We start from the raw sequence: 18728 nt of genomic DNA, 5'->3' as shown, positions 1-18728 counted from the left end.
CTAGAGCTGGTGGCCGAGCTTGTACTCGCCCTGCTTGTACTCGGGCATCGAGGTCTCGCCCTCGCCCGCGCGGGTGTAGGAGAAGCCGTCGGCGCCGATCGTCACGGCCATCTCGCTGGAGTCCGTGCGGGCGATCACCGGCTGCGGGTTGCCGTCGAGGTCGAGCACGAGCGAGGCGTCGGTGTACCAGGAGGGGACGACGGGGGTACCCCACCAGTCACGGCGCTGGTTGTCGTGCACGTCCCAGGTGACGACAGGGTTGTCGGGGTCACCGGTGTAGTAGTCCTGCGTGTAGATCTCCACGCGGTGGCCGTCGGGGTCGCGCAGGTAGAGGTAGAACGCGTTGGAGACGCCGTGCCGGCCGGGGCCGCGCTCGATGGCGTCGGAGCGGCGCAGCGCCCCGAGCTTGTCGCAGATCGCGAGGATGTTGTGCTTCTCGTGCGTGGCGAAGGCGACGTGGTGCATGCGCGGACCGTCGCCGCCCGTCGCCGCGGTGTCGTGCACGGTGGGCTTGCGACGCATCCACGCGGCGTACACGGTGCCCTCGTCGTCCTGGATGTCCTCGGTCACGCGGAAGCCGAGGTCCTGGTAGTGGCGCACCGCGCGCGGCACGTCAGGGGTGACCTGGTTGAAGTGGTCGAGGCGCACGAGCTCGCCGGGGGTGTGCAGGTCGTACCGCCAGGACAGGCGCTCCACGTGCTCGGTGGCGTAGAAGAACTCGTACGGGAAGCCGAGCGGGTCGACGACGCGCACCGAGTCGCCGATGCCCTTCACGAAGCCGTTCTCCTGCCGACGGACGTCGCAGCCGAGCTCCGTGTAGAACTCCACGGCACGGTCGAGGTCCTCCGCGGCGCGCACCCGGTACGAGAACGCGGCGACCGCGGCGATCGGCCCCTGACGCAGCACGAGGTTGTGGTGGATGAACTCCTCGGTCGAGCGCAGGTAGATCGCCTCGTCGTCCTCCTCGGTCACGTACAGGCCCAGGATGTCGACGTAGAACTGGCGCGAGGCGGCCAGGTCGGTCACGACGAGCTCCATGTACGCGCACCGCAGGATGTCCGGCGGGGTGCTCTTCGGCGTCGCGACGGGGTTGTCGCTCTGGATCGGTGCCTCCTGGCTCACGTAGTAGCCGGAGGAGGTGAGGGTCTTGGCGGTCTTGTCGGTCATGTCAGCGTCCTTGCTTGTGTCCGGGGGCGTCAGTTCTTGCCGAACGTCGGGTTGTGCGGGGTCGAGGCGAGCGTGATGTGCACGCTCTGCTGGTCGGTGTAGAAGTCGATGGAGCGGTAGCCGCCCTCGTGGCCGAGGCCCGACGCCTTCACGCCGCCGAAGGGCGTGCGCAGGTCGCGGACGTTGTTGCTGTTCAGCCACACCATCCCGGCCTCGACGGACTGCGCGAACGTGTGGGCGCGCTTGAGGTCGTTCGTCCAGATGTAGGCCGCGAGGCCGTACTTCGTGTCGTTCGCGAGCGCCAGCGCCTCCTCGTCGGAGTCGAACGGGGTGATCGCGACGACCGGGCCGAAGATCTCCTCCTGGAAGATGCGGGCGTCGGGGGCCACGTCGGCGAACACCGTCGGGGCGACGAAGTTCCCCTCCTCGAAGCCCTCGGGGCGACCGCCGCCGGCGACGAGGCGGCCCTCGGTCTTGCCGATCTCGACGTAGGACATCACCTTGTCGTAGTGCTCGGGGTGCACGAGCGCGCCGACCTCGGTCTCGGGGTCGTGCGGGTAGCCGACCTTGACGCGCTGCGCCTGCGCGGCATAGCGCTCCACGAACTCGTCGTAGATCGAGCGCTCCACGATGATGCGGGACCCGGCGGTGCAGCGCTCGCCGTTGAGGGAGAAGACGCCGAAGATCGTGGCGTCGACGGCGGCCTCCAGGTCGGCGTCCGCGAAGACCACGGCGGGCGACTTGCCGCCGAGCTCCATCGACAGGCCCTTGAGGAACGGGGCGGCGTTGCCGAAGATGATCTGTCCCGTGCGGCTCTCGCCGGTGAAGGAGATGAGCGGCACGTCGGGGTGCTTCACCAGGGCGTCGCCGGCGTCTTCACCGAGGCCGTTGACGAGGTTGAAGACGCCCTGCGGGAGCCCCGCCTCCTCGAAGATGCCCGCCCACAGCGAGGCGGAGAGGGGCGTGAACTCGGCCGGCTTGAGGACGACCGTGTTGCCGGTCGCGAGCGCGGGCCCGAGCTTCCACGACTCCAGCATGAACGGCGTGTTCCAGGGGGTGATGAGTCCCGCGACACCGATCGGCTTGCGGTTGACGTAGTTCATCTGCTTGCCGGGCACCTTGAAGGCGTCGTCGGCCTGCGCGACGATCAGGTCGGCGAAGAAGCGGAAGTTCTCGGCGGCGCGGCGGGCCTGGCCCAGGGCCTGCGTGATCGGTAGGCCGGAGTCGTAGGACTCCAGCTCCGCAAGGCGGGCGTCGCGCGACTCCACGATGTCGGCGATCCGGTGCAGCACGCGCGAGCGCTCGCGGGGGAGCATGCGCGGCCAGGGACCTTCGTCGAAGGCGCGCTTGGCGGCGGCGACGGCCCGCTCGATGTCGGCCTTCTTGCCGGCGGCTGCCGTCGTGTACGTCTGGTTCGTCACCGGGTCGAGCACGTCGAACGTGTCGCCGTCGATCGAGTCGACGAAGGCGCCGTCGATGTAGTGCTGGATGTGGTCGGGCAGGTCGGCGGGGATACGGGAGTCGGTCATGATGCTTCTCCTTCGGCGGGGACGGAACGGGTGTGCAGGGCGTCGAGGAACGCGTCCCTCGTGCGCCACCGGTGGTTGCGGGCGGCGAGCTCGATCTCCAGCGGCTCGGCGCCGTCGCGGATGAGCTCGAGGATCTGGGTGTGCTCGTCGACCGAGTGGTGGGCGCGGCCGGGCACGTAGGCGAAGGTCGAGTCGCGGATGCCGGACAGCCGGGCCCAGCCGCGGTGCACGAGGTCGAGCAGGTGCGGGTTGGGGCAGGGCTCGAACAGCACGGAGTGGAACTGCCGGTTGAGCTCGGTGAACGTGTGCGGGTCGAAGTGGTCGAGCAGGCGGCTCATGCGCTCGTTGACCTCCGCGGCCTGCGCGAGCGCGTCCGCGTCGAGCAGGGGAGCGGACAGCGCGGTCGCCGCACCCTCGACGAGTCCGAGCGTCTGCATGGTGTGCGCGTACTCGCCCTCGTCCACGAGGGTCACCCGGGCGCCGACGTTGCGCTCGAAGGTCACGAGCCCCTCGGCCTCCAGGCGGCGGATGGCCTCGCGCACCGGGACCACGCTCATGCCCAGCTCCTCGGCGATCGGCCCGAGGACCAGACGGTAGCCGGGACCGTAGGTGTGCGCCGAGATGCGCGCGCGGATCCAGGCGTACGCCTGCTCCGACTTGCTGGCGCTCTCGACCGTGCTCACTTCCGCTCCGCTCCGGTGCCGGTCGCCTGCTCGTAGCGGGCGCGCCATTCGGCGTTCATCGGGAACAGGCCGTCGACCGGGTGTCCGGCGGCGACCTGCTCGGCGATCCAGGCGTCCTCGATCTCCTGGGCCACGGCGTCGGCGGCGACCTCGGCGGCGAGAGCCGGCGGGATCACGATCACACCGTCGCTGTCGCCGACGATGATGTCGCCGGGCTGCACGGTGGCACCGCCGCACGAGATCGTCACGTCGACGTCCCACGGCACGTGCTTGCGGCCGAGTACGGACGGGTGCGCGCCCTGGGAGAAGACCGGCAGTCCGATCTCGGCGACGGCCTGGAAGTCGCGGACGCCGCCGTCGGTCACCACGCCCGCCGCACCGCGGGTCTGCGCGCGCAGGGCGAGGATGTCGCCGAGCGTGCCGGTGGTCGCGTCGCCGCGGGCCTCGATGACGATGATCTCGCCCTCGGCCACGGCGTCGAACGCGCGCTTCTGTGCGTTGTACCCGCCTCCGTGGCTCCGGAAGAGATCCTCGCGGAACGGCACGAAGCGCAGGGTCTTCGCGGTGCCGACGATCTTCGTGTCCGGGAGGTTCGCAGAGACACCGTCGATGAAGCAGGAGTGGTGTCCGCGCTTGCGCAGCTGTGCCGAGAGGCCGGCGGTGGGGGCTTCGAGAAGCTGGGCGCGGAGCTCGGGGGTGAGCGTGGGCGCGGTGTCCTCGGCGGGCAGGCCCGCGGCCTCGCGGGAGCCCCAGGCCTCGGTGCGCTGGAGGTCGTCGACGGCGGGGAGCGAACCGAGGTCGCCGTCGAAGGGGACATCGCCCTGCGTGACTGTCGTGATCAGGCGGCCCGACGTGGGAGCGCCGGGGGCGTCCGGGGCGTCGACCTCGATCTCGACCACGTCGCCGGGGACGATGACCGAGGATCCTGCGGGAGTGCCGGTGAGGATCACGTCGCCGGTCTCCAGCGTGAAGTGCTGGGAGAGGTCGGCGACGAGCTGGGCCAGCGGGAAGATGAGGCCCGCGGTGGTGTCGTCCTGGCGGAGCTCGCCGTTCACCCAGGCGCGCACGCGGAGGGCCGCCGGGTCGACCGTGCGGGCGTCGATCAGCTCGGGACCGAGCGGGGTGTACCCGTCGCCGCCCTTGGAGCGGACGTTGGAGCCCTTGTCGTTCGCGCGCAGATCGTAGAGGCCGAGGTCGTTCGAGGCGGTCACCCACTGCACGTGATCCCAGGCGTCGGCGAGGGCGACCCGGCGGGCCGGGGCGCCGATGATCAGTGCGATCTCCCCCTCGAACGCGAGCAGTTCGGTGCCGGCGGGGCGCTCGACGGTGCCGCCGGAGGCGCCGACCGAGCTGGCCGGCTTGAAGAAGTAGGAGGGGTGGGCGGGGCGTCGACCACGCTGGTCGGCCCGCGAGGCGTAGCTCAGGTGGATCGCGATGATCTTCCCAGGGCGGGCGATTGTGTCCGTCACGGATGCGCCTCCTCGCGCTCGTCAGGACGCGTTGTGCGTCGTATCCGAAATCATATATCATCGTCTCACCCCTCGGCAAGCAGATCGGATTCACGTCCGTGCGCGCCGTGACAACGCGGTCACAAGCACAAAGGAGACACCCCATGAGCGGGCAGTCACAGGATGGGTTCACACCCACCGGAACCATCGCGACGGCGGCCGACCGGCGTCGTGTCGTCTTCGCCACCGTCGTCGGGACCACCGTCGAGTGGTACGACTTCTTCATCTACGCCACGGCGGTCGGGCTCGTCTTCGGACAGCTCTTCTTCGCGCCGCTCGGCGCCAACAGCGCTCTCGTCGGCTTCGCCACGGTCGGTGTGAGCTTCCTCTTCCGGCCCCTCGGCGCGTTCCTCGCGGGCCACTACGGCGACAAGCTCGGCCGCAAGGCGGTGCTGATGTGGACGCTGATCCTCATGGGCGCCGCGACCGCCCTGATCGGTCTGCTCCCCACCTACGAGACCATCGGCGTGATGGCGCCGATCCTCCTCGTGCTGCTGCGCATCGTGCAGGGCATCTCGGCCGGCGGCGAGTGGGGCGGCGCGGTGCTGATGGCCGTCGAGCACGCCCCGCGCAAGAAGCGCGGCATCTTCGGCGCCTCCCCGCAGATCGGCGTGCCGCTCGGCCTGCTGCTGGCGTCGGGCGTCATGGCGCTGATGACCGCGATCGCTCCGGGAGACCAGTTCCTCGCCTGGGGCTGGCGCGTGCCGTTCCTGCTCAGCGTCGTGCTGATCCTCGTGGGCTACTACGTCCGCCGTCGCGTGGAGGAGAGCCCGGTGTTCGCCGAGCTCGCCGAGCGCAAGGAGAAGGCGAAGATGCCGATCGTGCAGCTCTTCCGCAAGCACCTGCTGCTCGTCATCATCGCAGCCCTCGTCTTCGCCGGGAACAACGCCGTGGGCTACATGACCACCGGCGGCTACATCCAGGGCTACGCCACGAACCCCGACGGACCCATCGGGCTCGAGCGCGGGCCGGTGCTGTGGGCCGTCACCGGATCGGCCGTGACCTGGCTGCTGACCACGCTGCTGGCCGGCTGGGTGTCGGATCGCATCGGCCGTCGCACGACCTACCTCATCGGCTGGGTGCTCCAGCTCGTCGGCGTGTTCACGCTGTTCCCGCTCGTCAACACCGGCGAGGTGGGGCTGCTGTTCGCGGGCCTCGCGATCCTCACGATCGGCCTCGGCTTCACCTACGGGCCGCAGGCGGCGCTGTACACCGAGCTGTTCCCCGCGAGCATCCGGTTCTCCGGTGTCTCCATCTCCTACGCGATCGGCGCGATCGCCGGTGGCGCCTTCGCGCCCACCATCGCGACGTTCATCGTCGATCAGACCGGCTCCACCGAGGCGGTCACCTGGTACCTCGCAGGCATGACGCTCCTCGGTCTCGTCGCCACGCTCCTGCTGCGCGACCGGTCGGGCATCCCGCTCGGTCCGGACCACGAGGAGGAGCAGTCCGTCAGCCCGATCCGCGGGCTCGCGAAGGTCTGACCCGGCGATCCGAGAGCGCACGTCCCTGAGGGGGCGTGCGCTCTCGTGCGTTCCGGCTCAGCCCTCGAGGGCTGAGCGGATGAGGTCGGCGGAACGCTGGAGTCGCGCGGCGATCTCCCCGTCGTCCAGGTCGGTGGCCACGTGCACGACCGCGATCGCGGCAGGACGCTGGCCGCGCAGACGCAGCGGGACGGCGACGGACTGCACCGTGGGGATGACCTCGTCGTGGCTCGTGGCATAGCCGCGTGCGGCGGCGGTGTCGATGTCGGCGCGCAGGGCGGGGGAGATGCCGACGGGCACCTCCGCCGGGTCGAGCTGCGCGAGGATCGCCTTCCCGGGAGCGCCGACCGTGACGGAGTGCCGCGCGCCGGGGCGCTGGGCGACGCTCGCGACGGCGTGCCGCGGTTCGACGCTGGCGAGGGTGATGCACTCGGCGCCATCGAGGACGGCGAGGAAGCAGGTCATGCCGAGCTCGTTCGCGATGGCGGTCAGCTCCGGCAACGCCTCTGCCTGGAGGTCGTGGGCGACGCCGGCGGCGAGAGCGGCCATGCGGGCGCCGAGGCTCACGGCGCCGCTCGCATCGCGGGTCACGAGGCCGTGATCCTCGAGCGTGCGCAGGAGACGGTAGGCGATGGACCGGTGCACGTCGAGGCGCCCCGCGATGACGTCGATGGTCAGCGCGCCGCGGGCGTCGGCGAGCGCCTCGAGGATGCGGATGCCGCGACTGAGCGTCTGCGACGCGGGGGCGGCGGGGCGCTCGGGCATGGCTCTCCTTGCGATGCGCGCGGCACCGGTCTAGGCTGTGTTCAATAGTAGAACACTGTGTTCGAATATAGAACACCGTGTTCCTGGACGCAACACCCGACGAAGACGTCCGGAAGGAATCGACGACGATGCAGTTCCACCACCACGGCTATGTGTCCGGAGACCCGCGCGTGCAGGACGCCGCCGGCACCGGGATCGACCGCCCCGCCGCCCTGCCCGACGAGGTCGACGTCCTCATCGTCGGCTCCGGGCCCGCGGGCATGCTGCTCGCGGCACAGATGTCGCAGTACCCCGACATCACCACCCGCATCATCGAGAAGCGCGAGGGCCGCCTCGTCCTCGGGCAGGCCGACGGCATCCAGCCCCGCAGCGTGGAGACCTTCCAGGCATTCGGCTTCGCCGAGCGCATCATCGCCGAGGCCTACAACATCGGCTGGATGAACTTCTGGGGCCCCGATCCCGAGCACCCCGATCAGATCGTGCGGACCACCCGCACCGCCGACTACGCCTACGACATCTGCGAGTTCCCGCACCTCATCGTCAACCAGGCGCGCGTGCTCGACTACTTCGCCGAGGCGGCGGCCGACGGTCCCGGCCGGATCGTGCCGGACTACGGCGTCGAGTTCCTCGGGCTCACCGTGCACGAGGAGGGCGACTACCCGGTCGAGGTGCGCGTCCGCCATGTCGGGGAAGCGGACGAGCGCATCGTCCGGGCGAAGTACGTGGTGGGCTGCGACGGAGCCCGGAGCGGGGTGCGCCAGGCGATCGGACGCACGCACGTGGGTGCGAGCGCCGCGCACGCCTGGGGCGTCATGGACGTGCTCGTCAACACCGACTTCCCGGACTGGCGCACCAAGTGCGCGATCAACTCCAAGGCCGGCAACATCCTGCACATCCCGCGGGAGGGCGGCTACCTCAGCCGCATGTACATCGATCTCGGCGAGGTCGCCGCGGACGACGACCACCGCGTGCGCCAGACGCCCATCGAGGAGATCATCCGGCGCGCCAACGCGATCCTCCACCCCTACACGCTCGATGTGAAGCAGGTGGCCTGGCACAGCGTCTACGAAGTGGGCCACCGTGTGACGGACGGCTTCGACGACGTCGACCCCGGCGTCGATCGCAGCCCGCGGGTCTTCCTCACCGGCGACGCCTGCCACACGCACAGCGCCAAGGCCGGCCAGGGCATGAACGTGTCGATGCAGGATGGCTTCAATCTCGGCTGGAAGCTCGGTTCCGTGCTGAGCGGCCGTGCCCCCGAGGCGCTGCTCGCCACGTACGGCGCCGAGCGTCGTCCCGTCGCGCAGCAGCTCATCGACTTCGACCGCGAGTGGTCCAGCCTCATGGCCCGCAAGCCGGAGGAGATCTCCGACCCGAACGAGCTGGCCACGTACTACCTCGCGACGGCCGAGTTCCCCTCCGGTTTCATGACCCAGTACACGTCCTCCATGATCACCGGCACCGACGCCCATCAGGAGCTCGCGGTCGGCTACCCGCTGGGCAAGCGCTTCAAGTCGGCGGAGGTCGTGCGGGTCGGGGACGGCAACGTCGTCCACCTCGGGCACCATGCGAAGGCCGACGGCCGCTGGCGGGTCTACGCCTTCGGCGACCGGACCGGGGAGGCGCTCGCCGCGTGGGCGGAGGAGGCGGCGCCCGTGTTCGCGCGGTTCACCCCGGCCGACGCCGACGCCGACGCCGTGTTCGACGTGAAGGCCGTGTACCAGCAGCCCTTCGAGGAGGTCGAGGTCACGACGACGCCCGAGCTCTTCCAGCCGAAGACCGGCCCGCTCGGACTCACCGACTGGGAGAAGGTCTACGCCGCGGGCCCGAGCAAGTGGTGCGAGACGGACATCTTCGAGGCGCGGGAGCTGTCCCGCGACGGCGTCGTGATCGTCGTGCGTCCGGACCAGTACGTCGCCGCGATCCTCCCGCTGGACGGCGTGGACGAGCTGGCGAAGTTCCTGGACGGGGCGCTGCTGCCGGCGCGCTGACCCTCGGCATGACACGTGTCATGCCGAGGAGATGACACCGCCCTCCGGACGGCCGCGCGCTCCGGCGCGAGGCTGGAGGCATGAACGAGACATCCGTGCAGGAGGCGGCACCGCGCGTCGCGTCGTCCTCCGCGTCCCCCGCCGTCGATGACAGACCCGTGGCGCTGGAGCTGATCGACCTGCGCAAGCACTTCGGCAGCGGCGAGCGCCGCGTGCCGGCCGTCGACGGTGTCGACCTCTCCATCCGGCGCGGCGAGGTGGTCGCCCTGCTCGGCCCCAACGGCGCGGGCAAGACCACCACACTCGACATGCTCCTCGGGCTCACCGCCCCCAGCAGCGGGACCGTGCGCGTGCTCGGGGCGGCTCCGGAGCGGGCCACCGCGAACGGGGCCATCGGAGCCGTGCTGCAGACCGGGGGGCTGCTCGGCGACCTCACCGTCGGCGAGACCGTGCGGCTGATCGCCTCGCTCTACGGGCGGGAAGCCCTCGCACGCGTGCCGGAGGTGATGCGCCGTGCCGACCTCGCCGGTCTCGCGCGCCGCCGGGTGTCCAAGTGCTCGGGCGGCGAGCAGCAGCGCGTGAAGTTCGCGCTCGCGATGATCTCCGATCCCGACATCCTCGTGCTCGATGAGCCGACCGCCGGTATGGACGTCACCGCGCGGCGCCACTTCTGGGACGTGATGCGTGCCGACGCGGACGCCGGGCGCACGATCGTGTTCGCCACGCACTATCTGGAGGAGGCGGAGCAGTTCGCCCGCCGCACGGTGGTCATGCATCGGGGCACCGTCGTCGCGGACGCGCCCACCGCCCTGCTCCGCGCGAGCCTGGGCGAGCGCACGGTCTCGGCCACCGTGCCCGCCGTGTCGGACGCGCTGGTCGCCGCGCTGACCGCCGCGGAGGGCGTGACGGGCGTGCGCATCGACGGGGACCGCCTCAGCCTCCGCGCCACCGACTCCGACGCCGCCGCCCGCCTGCTGCTCGACGGGGGAGCGCACGACCTGGAGATCACCGCCCCCACGCTCGAGACCGCCTTCACCGCCCTCACGGAGGACTGACATGACCACGACCGTCTCGCCCACCATGCTGCGCATCGAGGGGCTGCGCCAACTGCGCAACCCCTACACGCTCGCCTTCACCCTCGCCATGCCCGTGGCCATGTACCTGCTCTTCGGTGCGGGCATGGGGTACGGCACGCTTTCTGCCGGCAACGGCAACGTCTCCTTCTACGTGATGGTCTCGATGGCGGCCTACGGCACCGCGGTGGCGATGAGCTCGCTCACCTCGCTCGCGGCCACCGAGGCCCAACAGGGGTGGGGAAGGCAGCTCGCGATGACGCCGCTGACGACCACCGGCTACGCCCTGACGAAGCTGCTCACCGCCGTGTCGTTCGCGGCGCTCGCCCTCGTCGCGGTGTTCGTCGCCGGGCTGCTCACCGGCGCGGAGGCGGACGGCGCCTGGCGCTGGGTCGTGACCGCCGCCCTCATCCTCGGCATCGGCCTCATGTTCGGCCTCTACGGGCTCGGGGTCGGCCTGTTCTTCGGCTCCGACTCCGCCGCCGCGCTCGCGTCCATCTCGATGACCTTCTTCGCCTTCTTCGGCAACGTGTTCATGCCGCTCGACGGCGTCATGCTCGACATCGCCCGGTTCACCCCGTTGTACGGCTTCGTCGCCCTGAGCCGGTGGCCGCTCACGGAGGGCGTGCTGACGACGGGGCAGACGGATGAGCTGTGGATGCTGCTCCTCAACGTCGCGGTCTGGCTCGTCGTCTTCGCGGTGCTGGTGACGATGGGCGTGCGGCGCTCACGGTCACGGCGGTGAGCGCCCCGGCGCGACAGTAGGTTGGACGGATGACGATGCAGGAGGGCCGGGAGGCGGACGCCCGATCCGGGACGGGCAAGGACCCCTGGGCACGGTTCGGCTGGCTGATGGCCGTCGTCTGGCTCGTGTTCCTGATCTACCCGGTCCTCGCGCTGCTCGCCTCCGCCGCTCCGCCGGCGTGGGTCGTCACGGGATGGGTGGCGCTTGTGGCGTTCATCGTCCTCTATGTGACGGGGTTCATGCACGGCATGCGCGGCGGAGGCGGCCTCGGTCGCACCCCCTCGCGGCGACAGTGGTTCACGTTCGCCGCGCTCATCGCCTGCGCGCTGATCACGATCCCGGCGGTGGGCGGGTCGGCGCTGAGCTTCCTGCCGTTCATCATGTCGTTCGCCTCGTACGGACTGACCCGTGCCTGGCACTGGATCACGACCATCGCCGCGCTCGTGGTGGCGGCCGGCTGCGTCTTCCTCATCCCCGACAACCTCTCCTACCTGTCCGTCCTCGCGATCGTCGCCCTCCTCGGCGTCGTGAACACGGTCTCGACCTGGCTCATCGTGCGCTCGGCGGAGGCGGAGCAGCTGGGCAGGGAGCTGGCGACCAGCGAGGGGCGGGAGGCCGTGGCGCGCGACGTGCACGACCTCATCGGCCACTCGCTGACGGTCGTCGGACTCAAGGCACAGCTCGTGCGGCGGCTGATGGACTCCGACCCGGAGCGCGCCAAGGCCGAGCTCGCCGACATCGAACGTCTGACCGCGGAGGCCATCGCCGGAGTGCGGCAGACCGTCGCCGGTGCGCGGGCGACGACCCTCGTCGAGCAGCTCGCCTCGACCGAGGACTCGCTGCGCGCCGCCGACATCGCGCTCGTCGTGGACGGGACCCCGGACGCCCTCTCGCCGGTCCAGGCGATCACGGCGAGCTGGATCCTCCGCGAGGCGACGACCAACACGCTGCGGCACTCCGGTGCCGCGGCCGTCCGTGTGCGCATCGCTCCGGGCGTGCTCACCGTGGAGGACGACGGTGTCGGGCCTGCGTCCGGGACCGGGCATCGCGAGGGCAACGGCATCCGGGGGATGCGGGAGCGCGCGGCGGCGGCGGGCGCCGGATTCGCCGTGCGGCCGGGCGAGGCGGCGGGCACGCTGGTGGAGGTGACGTGGTGACCGCGGCCCCGATGGTTCCGATCCGGCTGCTCATCGCCGACGACCAGGCACTCGTGCGCGGGGCGCTCGGGGCCCTTCTCGACCTGGAGCCGGATCTCCAGGTGCAGGGCCTGGCAGCGGACGGCGCGGAGGCGCTGCGCCTGGCGGAGGAGCTGCAGCCGGACGTGTGTCTGATGGACATCCAGATGCCGAGGGTGGACGGCGTCGAGGCGACGACGCGGATCCGCGCGGTCAGTCCGCAGACGCGCGTGCTCGTGGTGACCACGTTCGCACGACCCGGATACCTGCGCGCGGCGCTCGACGCCGGGGCGAGCGGGTTCGTGGTGAAGGACACCCCGGCCGAGGAGCTCGCCGCGGCCGTGCGCCGCGTGCACGCCGGACTCCGAGTGCTCGATCCGAAACTCGCCGAGGAGAGCCTGTTCGAGGGAGCCAACCCGCTGAGCGACCGGGAGCGGCAGGTGCTGCGGCTCGCCGCCGACGGACGATCCGCGGCGGCCATCGCGGCGGAGGTGTTCCTGTCGGCGGGCACCGTGCGCAACCACCTCTCCGCCGCGATCGGCAAGACCGGTGCCGAGAACCGGGCGCAGGCGGTGCGGATCGCGTCCGATAAGGGCTGGCTCTGACTCCTCTGGCGGGTGTCGGAGGCCCCGCGTACTGTGAGGGCCGACGGGTGACGGAGCCCGGCAGGAGGAGTGCGTGATGGACTGGAAGATCGAACTCATCTTCGTCCCGGTCAGCGATGTCGACCGGGCGAAGGACTTCTACGTGAAGATCGGTTTCAACGCCGACCACGACCATGTGCCGTACGAGGGGCTGCGCTTCGTGCAGATGACGCCGCCGGGATCGGCCTGCTCGATCGCCTTCGGCACGGGGCTGACCACCGGCCTGGCACCAGGGCAGCAGAACACCATCCAGGTGGTCGTCCCCGACGCCGACGAGGCTCTCGCGCACCTGCGCGGCCTCGGCGTGGAGGCGGAGGGCGTGGACGAGCAGGACTGGGGGCGCTTCGTGCGCTTCGACGACCCCGATGGCAACACCTGGACCCTGCAGGAGCTCCCGGACTACAGCGCCCAGGGGTGACGACTCGGGGTCCGGTTCGGGCTCCGGTTCGGGTTCCGGGTTCGGGTTCCGGGGTCTGGTTCGGGTTCCGGGGTCTGGTTCCGGTTCGGGTTCCGGGGTCTGGTTCGGGTTCCGGGGTCCGGTTCGGATTCCGGTTCGGGTTCCGGGGTTCGGTTCGGGTTCCGGGGTTCGGTTCGGGTTCCGGGGTCTGGTTCCGGTTCGGGTTCCGGGGTCTGGTTCGGGTTCCGGGGTCCGGTTCGGATTCCGGTTCGGGTTCCGGGGTTCGGTTCGGGTTCCGGGGTTCGGTTCGGGTTCCGGGGTCCGGCTCGGGTTCCGGGGTCCGGCTCGGGTTCCGATTCGGGTTCCGGGGTTCGGTTCGGGTTCCGGATGCACGATGGCGGGGCGGGTGCACGACCAGGGGCTGAGGTTGGTCGTGCAGGTGGAACCGGCTCGTGCAGACGTTCCGGTGCCCGGGGAGGCGGGGCTCGAGTCGGATGACGGGTGCGCGACGCGGGTGCGGGTGCACGACCCGGGGAGGGTTTTGGTCGTGCAGACGGAGCCGGGTCGTGCCGGTGAGACCGTGCCGTAGGAGCGAGGTCTCGGGTGGTGTGACGAATGCACGATCCGGGGACGGATGCACGGACGGGCGAGGGCTGTGGTCGCGCAGACGGAACCGCGTCGTGCGGGTGACCGCGCGTGCCTCGTGCTCCGTCTCTCGAGTCCGAGGAGTCCGCGGCCGGGGTCAGGGGAGGCGGGTGGCTCCGCCCGAGACGACGAGGCCGCCGGAGGCCGGTATCGCGACGCGGAGTTCGCTCGGGCGACCGACGTGGGCGCCCTGATGGATGCGGACGGTGTCGCCCGGATAGCCCTGGGCGCGGAGGTAGGCGCCGACCGAAGCGGCCGCGGACCCTGTCGCCGGATCCTCCGTGATGCGCCCCACGGGGAAGAGGTTGCGGGCCTGGATCTCGGCAGGATCCTCGGCGTGCAGCACCGTCACCGTGCCGTGCCAGCCCCGCGCGCGCATGAGAGTGGCGACCTCGGCGGGGGAGAAACGGAACTGGTGGAAGAGCTCCCGGTCGGCGACGAAGACGATCGGATGCCAGTTGCCCGCGAACGCCTCGCGGACCGGGAAGCGCGGGTCGACATCGGCCGGCTCCATCCCTAGCAGCGCGAGGAGGCGGTCACGCACGACGGGGTCGAGGTCGCGCACCTCCGGCTCGACGCTCGTGAACGACACCGTGACCCGGCCGTCCGCGTCCGCGAAGGATTCCATCGACACGTCTCCGGCCGCGGTCTCGAACACGACCGCCCCGGGACCCTGCCGTTCCGCGAGGGCGACCGCGGTCGCGACCGTCGCATGACCGCAGAACGGCACCTCCGCGGCAGGCGACCAGTACCGCACCCGGAAGTGGGAGCCGTCCGCCGCGGCATCCTGCACGAACGCGGTCTCCGAGTAGCCGACCTCGGCCGCGATCCGCTGCATGTCCGCCTCGTCGAGCCCGTCCGCGGCGAGCACGACCCCGGCCGGGTTGCCGCCGTCCGCGGTCGCGGCGAAGGCGCTGTAGCGCAGGACCTCGGGAGCATCCGTCATCCCGGGAGCCTATCGGCCCGCGCGGGTCAGGAGTTCACGCGGATGATCTCCTGCTGGTACGGCGCGATCACGTCGCCGGAGATCCGGAGGTCGAGGACGAGGAAGCGCCGGGTCGCCGGGTCCTCCTCGGCCCAGGTGGCGAGGCGATCCAGGTCGTGGAGCGTCCGCACGACGACACCCTCCGCGCCGACCGCGGCTCCGAACGCGGCGAAGTCGACCTCGGGAATGCGCATCGGTCCCTCGGCCAAGCCCTTCAGCCCGTAGAGGTTGACCTCGGCACCGTACGCCGCGTCGTTCCAGACCACGGCCATGCCGCGTCCGCCCGCCGCCCGCACGGCCGATTCGAGGTCGGCTATCGCCATGAGCCCGCCGCCGTCGCCCGAGGTGAGCACGATGGTCGCGTCACGACGGGCGAGGGCCGCCCCCACCACGCTGGGCCAGCCCTGTCCGATCGACTGGAACGCGGTGCCGATCATCATCATCCGGTCCGGTGCGGCGACCGGCCAGTACATGTTCGCCCAGCCGATGAAGTGCCCGCCGTCCGAGACCACGACGCGGTCCTCGGGGAGGAGCTCGGCGATCCGGCGCGCGGCGGAACGCGGGTCGAGGCGTCCGTCGGGTGCGAGGTCGTCCCCGGGCTCGTACGCGCGGGCCGCGGCGACATCGACCGTCTCCCGCCAGGGTCGGGCGGACACAACTGCGGAGCCGGTGCCCGACTCGCCGCCGGAGTCGGGGGTGGCCTCGGCGAGTTCTGCGCCATCTCCGAAGTCGTGCCCGGAGGAGAGGCGAGTGACGAGGGCCTCGGCGGCGAGACGGGCATCGGCGCGCACGAAGCCGCCGACATGCGCATGCGTGGCGGCCGGAGCGGTGTCGACCTGGAACACCCGGGTACCAGGGGCGAAGAGGTCGCCGAAGCGCATCGTGAACTGATTCAGGCTCGCGCCGAAGACCACGGCGACATCGGCGGTCCGCACGAGCTCCATCGCCCCCTCGGCGCCGAAGCCGCCGGTGACCCCGAGGTCGTACCGGGTGTCCGGGAAGATACCGCGGCCGAGGGCGGAGGAGGCGGTCAGTGCCCCGGTCTGCGCGGCGAGGGCGCCCAGAGCCTCGCCGGCGCCGGCCAGCCAGGCGCCCCGGCCGGCGAGGAGGAACGGACGCTCGGCATCGCGCAGGGCGGCGGCGATCTCATCCAGCATGCCCTCGGCGAACACGCCGCGCGGTGCGAGCGGCGCGGGGAGCCGGGGAGCCGGGGCCGCCGGTACCGCGCCCGCCTCGAGGGCCGCGACGTCGTAGGGGATCGCGAGCACCACGGGCACGCGATAGGTGAGGGCGTGCTCGACGGCGATGACGGTGGTCGCGGCGGCATCGGTCCGCCCGACGGTGTAGGTGCGGGCGCCCACCGCCGAGGCCAGCGCGATCTGGTCCACGTCCCACGGCCGCGGCCCCGAGGTCGGCTCGTCGCCCACCACGAGGACGAGCGGCACGTGCGCCTGCACGGCCTCAGCCAGCGCCGTGATCGTGTTCGTGAAGCCGGCGCCGTAGGTGGACGTGCCCGCGGCGATGCGGCCGGAGGCGCGGAAGTGGGCGTCGGCCGCGACGACCGCGCCCTGCTCGTGACGGACGGCGGTGAACGTGGCGTCGGTCTGCGTCTCGAGGGCGTCGAGGAAGTAGGCGTTGCCGTTGCCCATGACGCCGAAGACGGCATCGACGTGCTGGGCGAGGGTGAGGGCGACGTGCGCGGAGACGGAGGGCATGGAGAAGCCTTTCGAGACAGGGACGGAGAAGGGGGATCCGTATGTGTCTCGCCCTCGCGGCGATGCGAGGTGCTTCGTGCCTCTTTTTCAGGCACCGGCGGGGCCGGACCTGCTCAGTCTAGCGGCGGCTCGGGCGGAGCGGATGCGCGAGAATGGACCGATGACGGATGCATCGATCGAGCGCGAGACGCTCACCTGGGACGGCTTCGGCGTGGCGACGCGCGATCTGGCGCGGAACATCTCGGCGACGGGCTTCGAGCCGGAGGTCGTGGTGGCGATCGCCCGCGGCGGCCTGCTCCCGGCCGGGGCCATCGCATACGGGCTCGGCGTGAAGAACTGCGGCGCGATCAACGTCGAGTTCTACACCGGCATCGGCACCGTGCTGGACGCCCCGGAGGTGCTGCCGCCGGAGCTCGACATGGCCTATCTCGACGGTCGCCGCGTCCTGCTCGTGGACGATGTCGCCGACTCCGGTCGCACGCTGGCGCTCGCGGTGCAGCTGCTGCAGAAGAAGGGCGCCGACGTGCGCTCGGTCACGATCTACACGAAGCCCTCGACGATCATCGAGCCGGACTTCGCGTGGAAGGACACCGACCTCTGGATCGACTTCCCCTGGTCGTTCCGCGGCACCGTGCGTCAGGAGGACGAAGGCCTCCCGCCCACGGCCTGATCAGGCGTCGTCCGTCGCGCCCCGCCGCAGGGCGAGGAGCGTCTGGATCGTGTCGGCCTCCGCAGCGGTCTTGTCCGGACGGTAGCCCTTGACCCGGGCGAACCGGAGGGCGAGGCCGCCGGGGTAGCGCGGGGACCGCTGCACGCCGTCGATCGCGATCTCGACCACGAGCTCCGGCCGGAGGAACACCGTCGACGCGGAGCGATGGCTCTCGTGCGCCGGGAACTCGTCGGTCTGCCACTGCAGCAGCGCATCCGTGAGGCCCTTGAACGTCTTGCCGACCATCACGAAACCGCCCGGGTCGCCGAAGTCGCCGTCCGGGTCCCGCGCGCCGAGGTGCAGGTTCGACAGCCATCCACGCCGGCGCCCCGACCCCCACTCGGCGCCGAGCACGACGAGGTCGAACGTGAGCACAGGTTTCACCTTCACCCAGGACTTGCCGCGTCGACCGGCGGCGTACGGCGCATCCACGGCTTTGACCAGCACACCCTCGTGGCCGGCCGCCAGCGCTTCCCGGGACAGACGCTCGGCTTCCTCCGCACTGTCGGTGACGATGCCGGGCATGCGCCACTCACCGGCAACCGCGGCCAGGACCTCCTGACGCACCGACAGCGGCTCGTCGAGCAGATCACGGCCGTCCACGTGCAGGACGTCGAAGAACCAGGGGCGCAGGGCGAGTTCCCGCGCGGCATCCGCACCGAACCGCGACATCGTCTCCTGGAACGGCCGGGGACCGCCGTCCTCGTCGAGCGCCAGCGTCTCGCCGTCGAGGATGACCTCCTGCGCGGGAAGACCGCGGACGACCTCGACGATCTCGGGCAGCCGGTGGGTGACGTCGGCGAGGCTCCGCGTGTAGATGCCGACCTCGTCGCCGCGGCGGTGCACCTGGATGCGCGCGCCGTCGAGCTTGTACTCGACCGAGGCGCGCCCGGTGATCTCCAGAGCGGCCGTGGGCGTCGGCGCCGTGGCCGCGAGCATCGGGAGCACGGGGCGACCCACCCGGAGCCCGACCTCGTCGAGTGCGCCCTCGGCGCCGGTGAGCGCGAGCAGCGCCGTCTCGCCGAGGTCGCCGGAGAGCATGGCGGCTCGTCGCACCGTGGCAGGCGGGGCCTCGGCGGCGCGGGCGATCGCGTCGAGGAGCACGCCGCTCAGCGCTCCGGTGCGGAGCTCCCCGAGCATCGCCCTGGTCAGGAAGTCCCATTCGGGAGCGGTGGCTCGGGCGGCGAGGTCGTGCAGCAGCTCGCTGCGCACGCCCGCCGAACCGGAGCCCGAGGTGTGCGCGAGGGTGTCGAAGGCGTGGTCGATCTCCGCGATGGTCAACCTCGGCGTCGTGGTGTGCTCGATGGCGAGGGCCGTCAGCCCCCGCCACCCCACGCCGAGGCGACCCTGGCGGGGCGCGGCCAGGAGCAGCCCCACGAGAGGCGCGATGTCGTCGGCGTCGGCCCGGCGGAGCAGCGCCGCTATCGCCTCGATCTTGGCCAGGCGGGACGAGGTCGCGGCGACCTGGTCGGTGGTGGTGACGAGCTCCGAGAGCAGCATGCGGGCATCCTCC

General features: G+C 71.3%; 16 protein-coding genes. 8 read left to right on the top strand and 8 right to left on the bottom strand.

Annotated features, from left to right (window positions below; all coding sequences use genetic code 11):
- The 4 genes from hpaD to AB1285_RS10685 are packed head-to-tail and all read right to left on the bottom strand — an operon-like array spanning window position 1 to window position 4848.
- Window positions 1–1167 (bottom strand): 3,4-dihydroxyphenylacetate 2,3-dioxygenase, encoded by a 1167-nt coding sequence (gene hpaD, locus AB1285_RS10700; protein ID WP_187663485.1) that lies wholly within the window; start codon window positions 1165–1167, stop codon window positions 1–3.
- Window positions 1168–1196: 29 nt separating this feature from the next.
- Window positions 1197–2696 carry a 5-carboxymethyl-2-hydroxymuconate semialdehyde dehydrogenase gene (gene hpaE, locus AB1285_RS10695; protein ID WP_292795398.1) on the bottom strand — a complete coding sequence of 500 codons (1500 nt, stop codon included), beginning with the start codon at window positions 2694–2696 and terminating at the stop codon, window positions 1197–1199.
- Entirely contained in the window at window positions 2693–3379 is a 687-nt protein-coding gene (locus AB1285_RS10690) for a GntR family transcriptional regulator (protein ID WP_025103811.1), read from the bottom strand. Before AB1285_RS10690 ends, hpaE begins: the two co-directional genes overlap by 4 nt.
- On the bottom strand, window positions 3376–4848 hold the full coding sequence (locus AB1285_RS10685; protein WP_187663487.1) for a fumarylacetoacetate hydrolase family protein: 1473 nt from the start codon (window positions 4846–4848) through the stop codon (window positions 3376–3378). Before AB1285_RS10685 ends, AB1285_RS10690 begins: the two co-directional genes overlap by 4 nt.
- Window positions 4849–4991: 143 nt before the next feature.
- Here AB1285_RS10685 and AB1285_RS10680 point away from each other — a divergent pair, with 143 nt between their 5' ends.
- A complete protein-coding gene (locus tag AB1285_RS10680; RefSeq protein ID WP_187663488.1) occupies window positions 4992–6371 on the top strand; it encodes an MFS transporter in 1380 nt (459 codons plus the stop codon).
- A 57-nt stretch (window positions 6372–6428) separates the two neighbouring features.
- On the opposite strand, the gene AB1285_RS10675 is transcribed toward AB1285_RS10680, so the two are convergent.
- Entirely contained in the window at window positions 6429–7136 is a 708-nt protein-coding gene (locus AB1285_RS10675) for an IclR family transcriptional regulator (protein ID WP_259951973.1), read from the bottom strand.
- A 128-nt stretch (window positions 7137–7264) separates the two neighbouring features.
- On the opposite strand from AB1285_RS10675, the gene AB1285_RS10670 reads away from it, so the two are divergent.
- From AB1285_RS10670 to AB1285_RS10645, 6 genes are all read left to right on the top strand, one after another.
- The gene (locus AB1285_RS10670; protein ID WP_292795415.1) at window positions 7265–9127 is read left to right on the top strand and encodes an FAD-dependent monooxygenase; all 1863 of its coding nucleotides are present in this window, start codon (window positions 7265–7267) and stop codon (window positions 9125–9127) included.
- Between the two features lie 80 nt (window positions 9128–9207).
- Window positions 9208–10182 (top strand): ABC transporter ATP-binding protein, encoded by a 975-nt coding sequence (locus AB1285_RS10665; protein WP_292795391.1) that lies wholly within the window; start codon window positions 9208–9210, stop codon window positions 10180–10182.
- 1 nt (window position 10183) lies between these two features.
- Window positions 10184–10945: an ABC transporter permease gene (locus AB1285_RS10660; protein ID WP_292795389.1), complete on the top strand. Its 762-nt coding sequence runs from the start codon at window positions 10184–10186 to the stop codon at window positions 10943–10945.
- 29 nt (window positions 10946–10974) lie between these two features.
- Window positions 10975–12102: a sensor histidine kinase gene (locus AB1285_RS10655; RefSeq protein WP_292795387.1), complete on the top strand. Its 1128-nt coding sequence runs from the start codon at window positions 10975–10977 to the stop codon at window positions 12100–12102.
- Window positions 12103–12113: 11 nt separating this feature from the next.
- A complete protein-coding gene (locus AB1285_RS10650; protein ID WP_259952189.1) occupies window positions 12114–12725 on the top strand; it encodes a response regulator transcription factor in 612 nt (203 codons plus the stop codon).
- Window positions 12726–12801: 76 nt separating this feature from the next.
- Window positions 12802–13182: a VOC family protein gene (locus AB1285_RS10645; protein WP_292795384.1), complete on the top strand. Its 381-nt coding sequence runs from the start codon at window positions 12802–12804 to the stop codon at window positions 13180–13182.
- A gap of 721 nt (window positions 13183–13903) precedes the next feature.
- On the opposite strand, the gene AB1285_RS10640 is transcribed toward AB1285_RS10645, so the two are convergent.
- Both AB1285_RS10640 and AB1285_RS10635 read right to left on the bottom strand, forming a co-directional pair.
- Complete coding sequence (locus AB1285_RS10640) at window positions 13904–14752, bottom strand: PhzF family phenazine biosynthesis protein (protein ID WP_370428296.1); 849 nt, start codon at window positions 14750–14752, stop codon at window positions 13904–13906.
- A gap of 26 nt (window positions 14753–14778) precedes the next feature.
- Window positions 14779–16506: a thiamine pyrophosphate-binding protein gene (locus tag AB1285_RS10635; protein ID WP_370428295.1), complete on the bottom strand. Its 1728-nt coding sequence runs from the start codon at window positions 16504–16506 to the stop codon at window positions 14779–14781.
- A gap of 160 nt (window positions 16507–16666) precedes the next feature.
- Here AB1285_RS10635 and AB1285_RS10630 point away from each other — a divergent pair, with 160 nt between their 5' ends.
- The gene (locus tag AB1285_RS10630; RefSeq protein ID WP_292798040.1) at window positions 16667–17176 is read left to right on the top strand and encodes a phosphoribosyltransferase; all 510 of its coding nucleotides are present in this window, start codon (window positions 16667–16669) and stop codon (window positions 17174–17176) included.
- Here AB1285_RS10630 and AB1285_RS10625 read toward each other — a convergent pair whose 3' ends face one another.
- Window positions 17177–18715, bottom strand: coding sequence for an ATP-dependent DNA ligase (locus AB1285_RS10625; RefSeq protein ID WP_292798043.1), 1539 nt, complete (start codon window positions 18713–18715; stop codon window positions 17177–17179).
- Between the last annotated feature and the right edge of the window lie 13 nt (window positions 18716–18728).

The organism is Microbacterium sp. NRRL B-14842, assembly GCF_050470785.1.
This window is presented reverse-complemented; position numbering and strand designations above follow the sequence as displayed.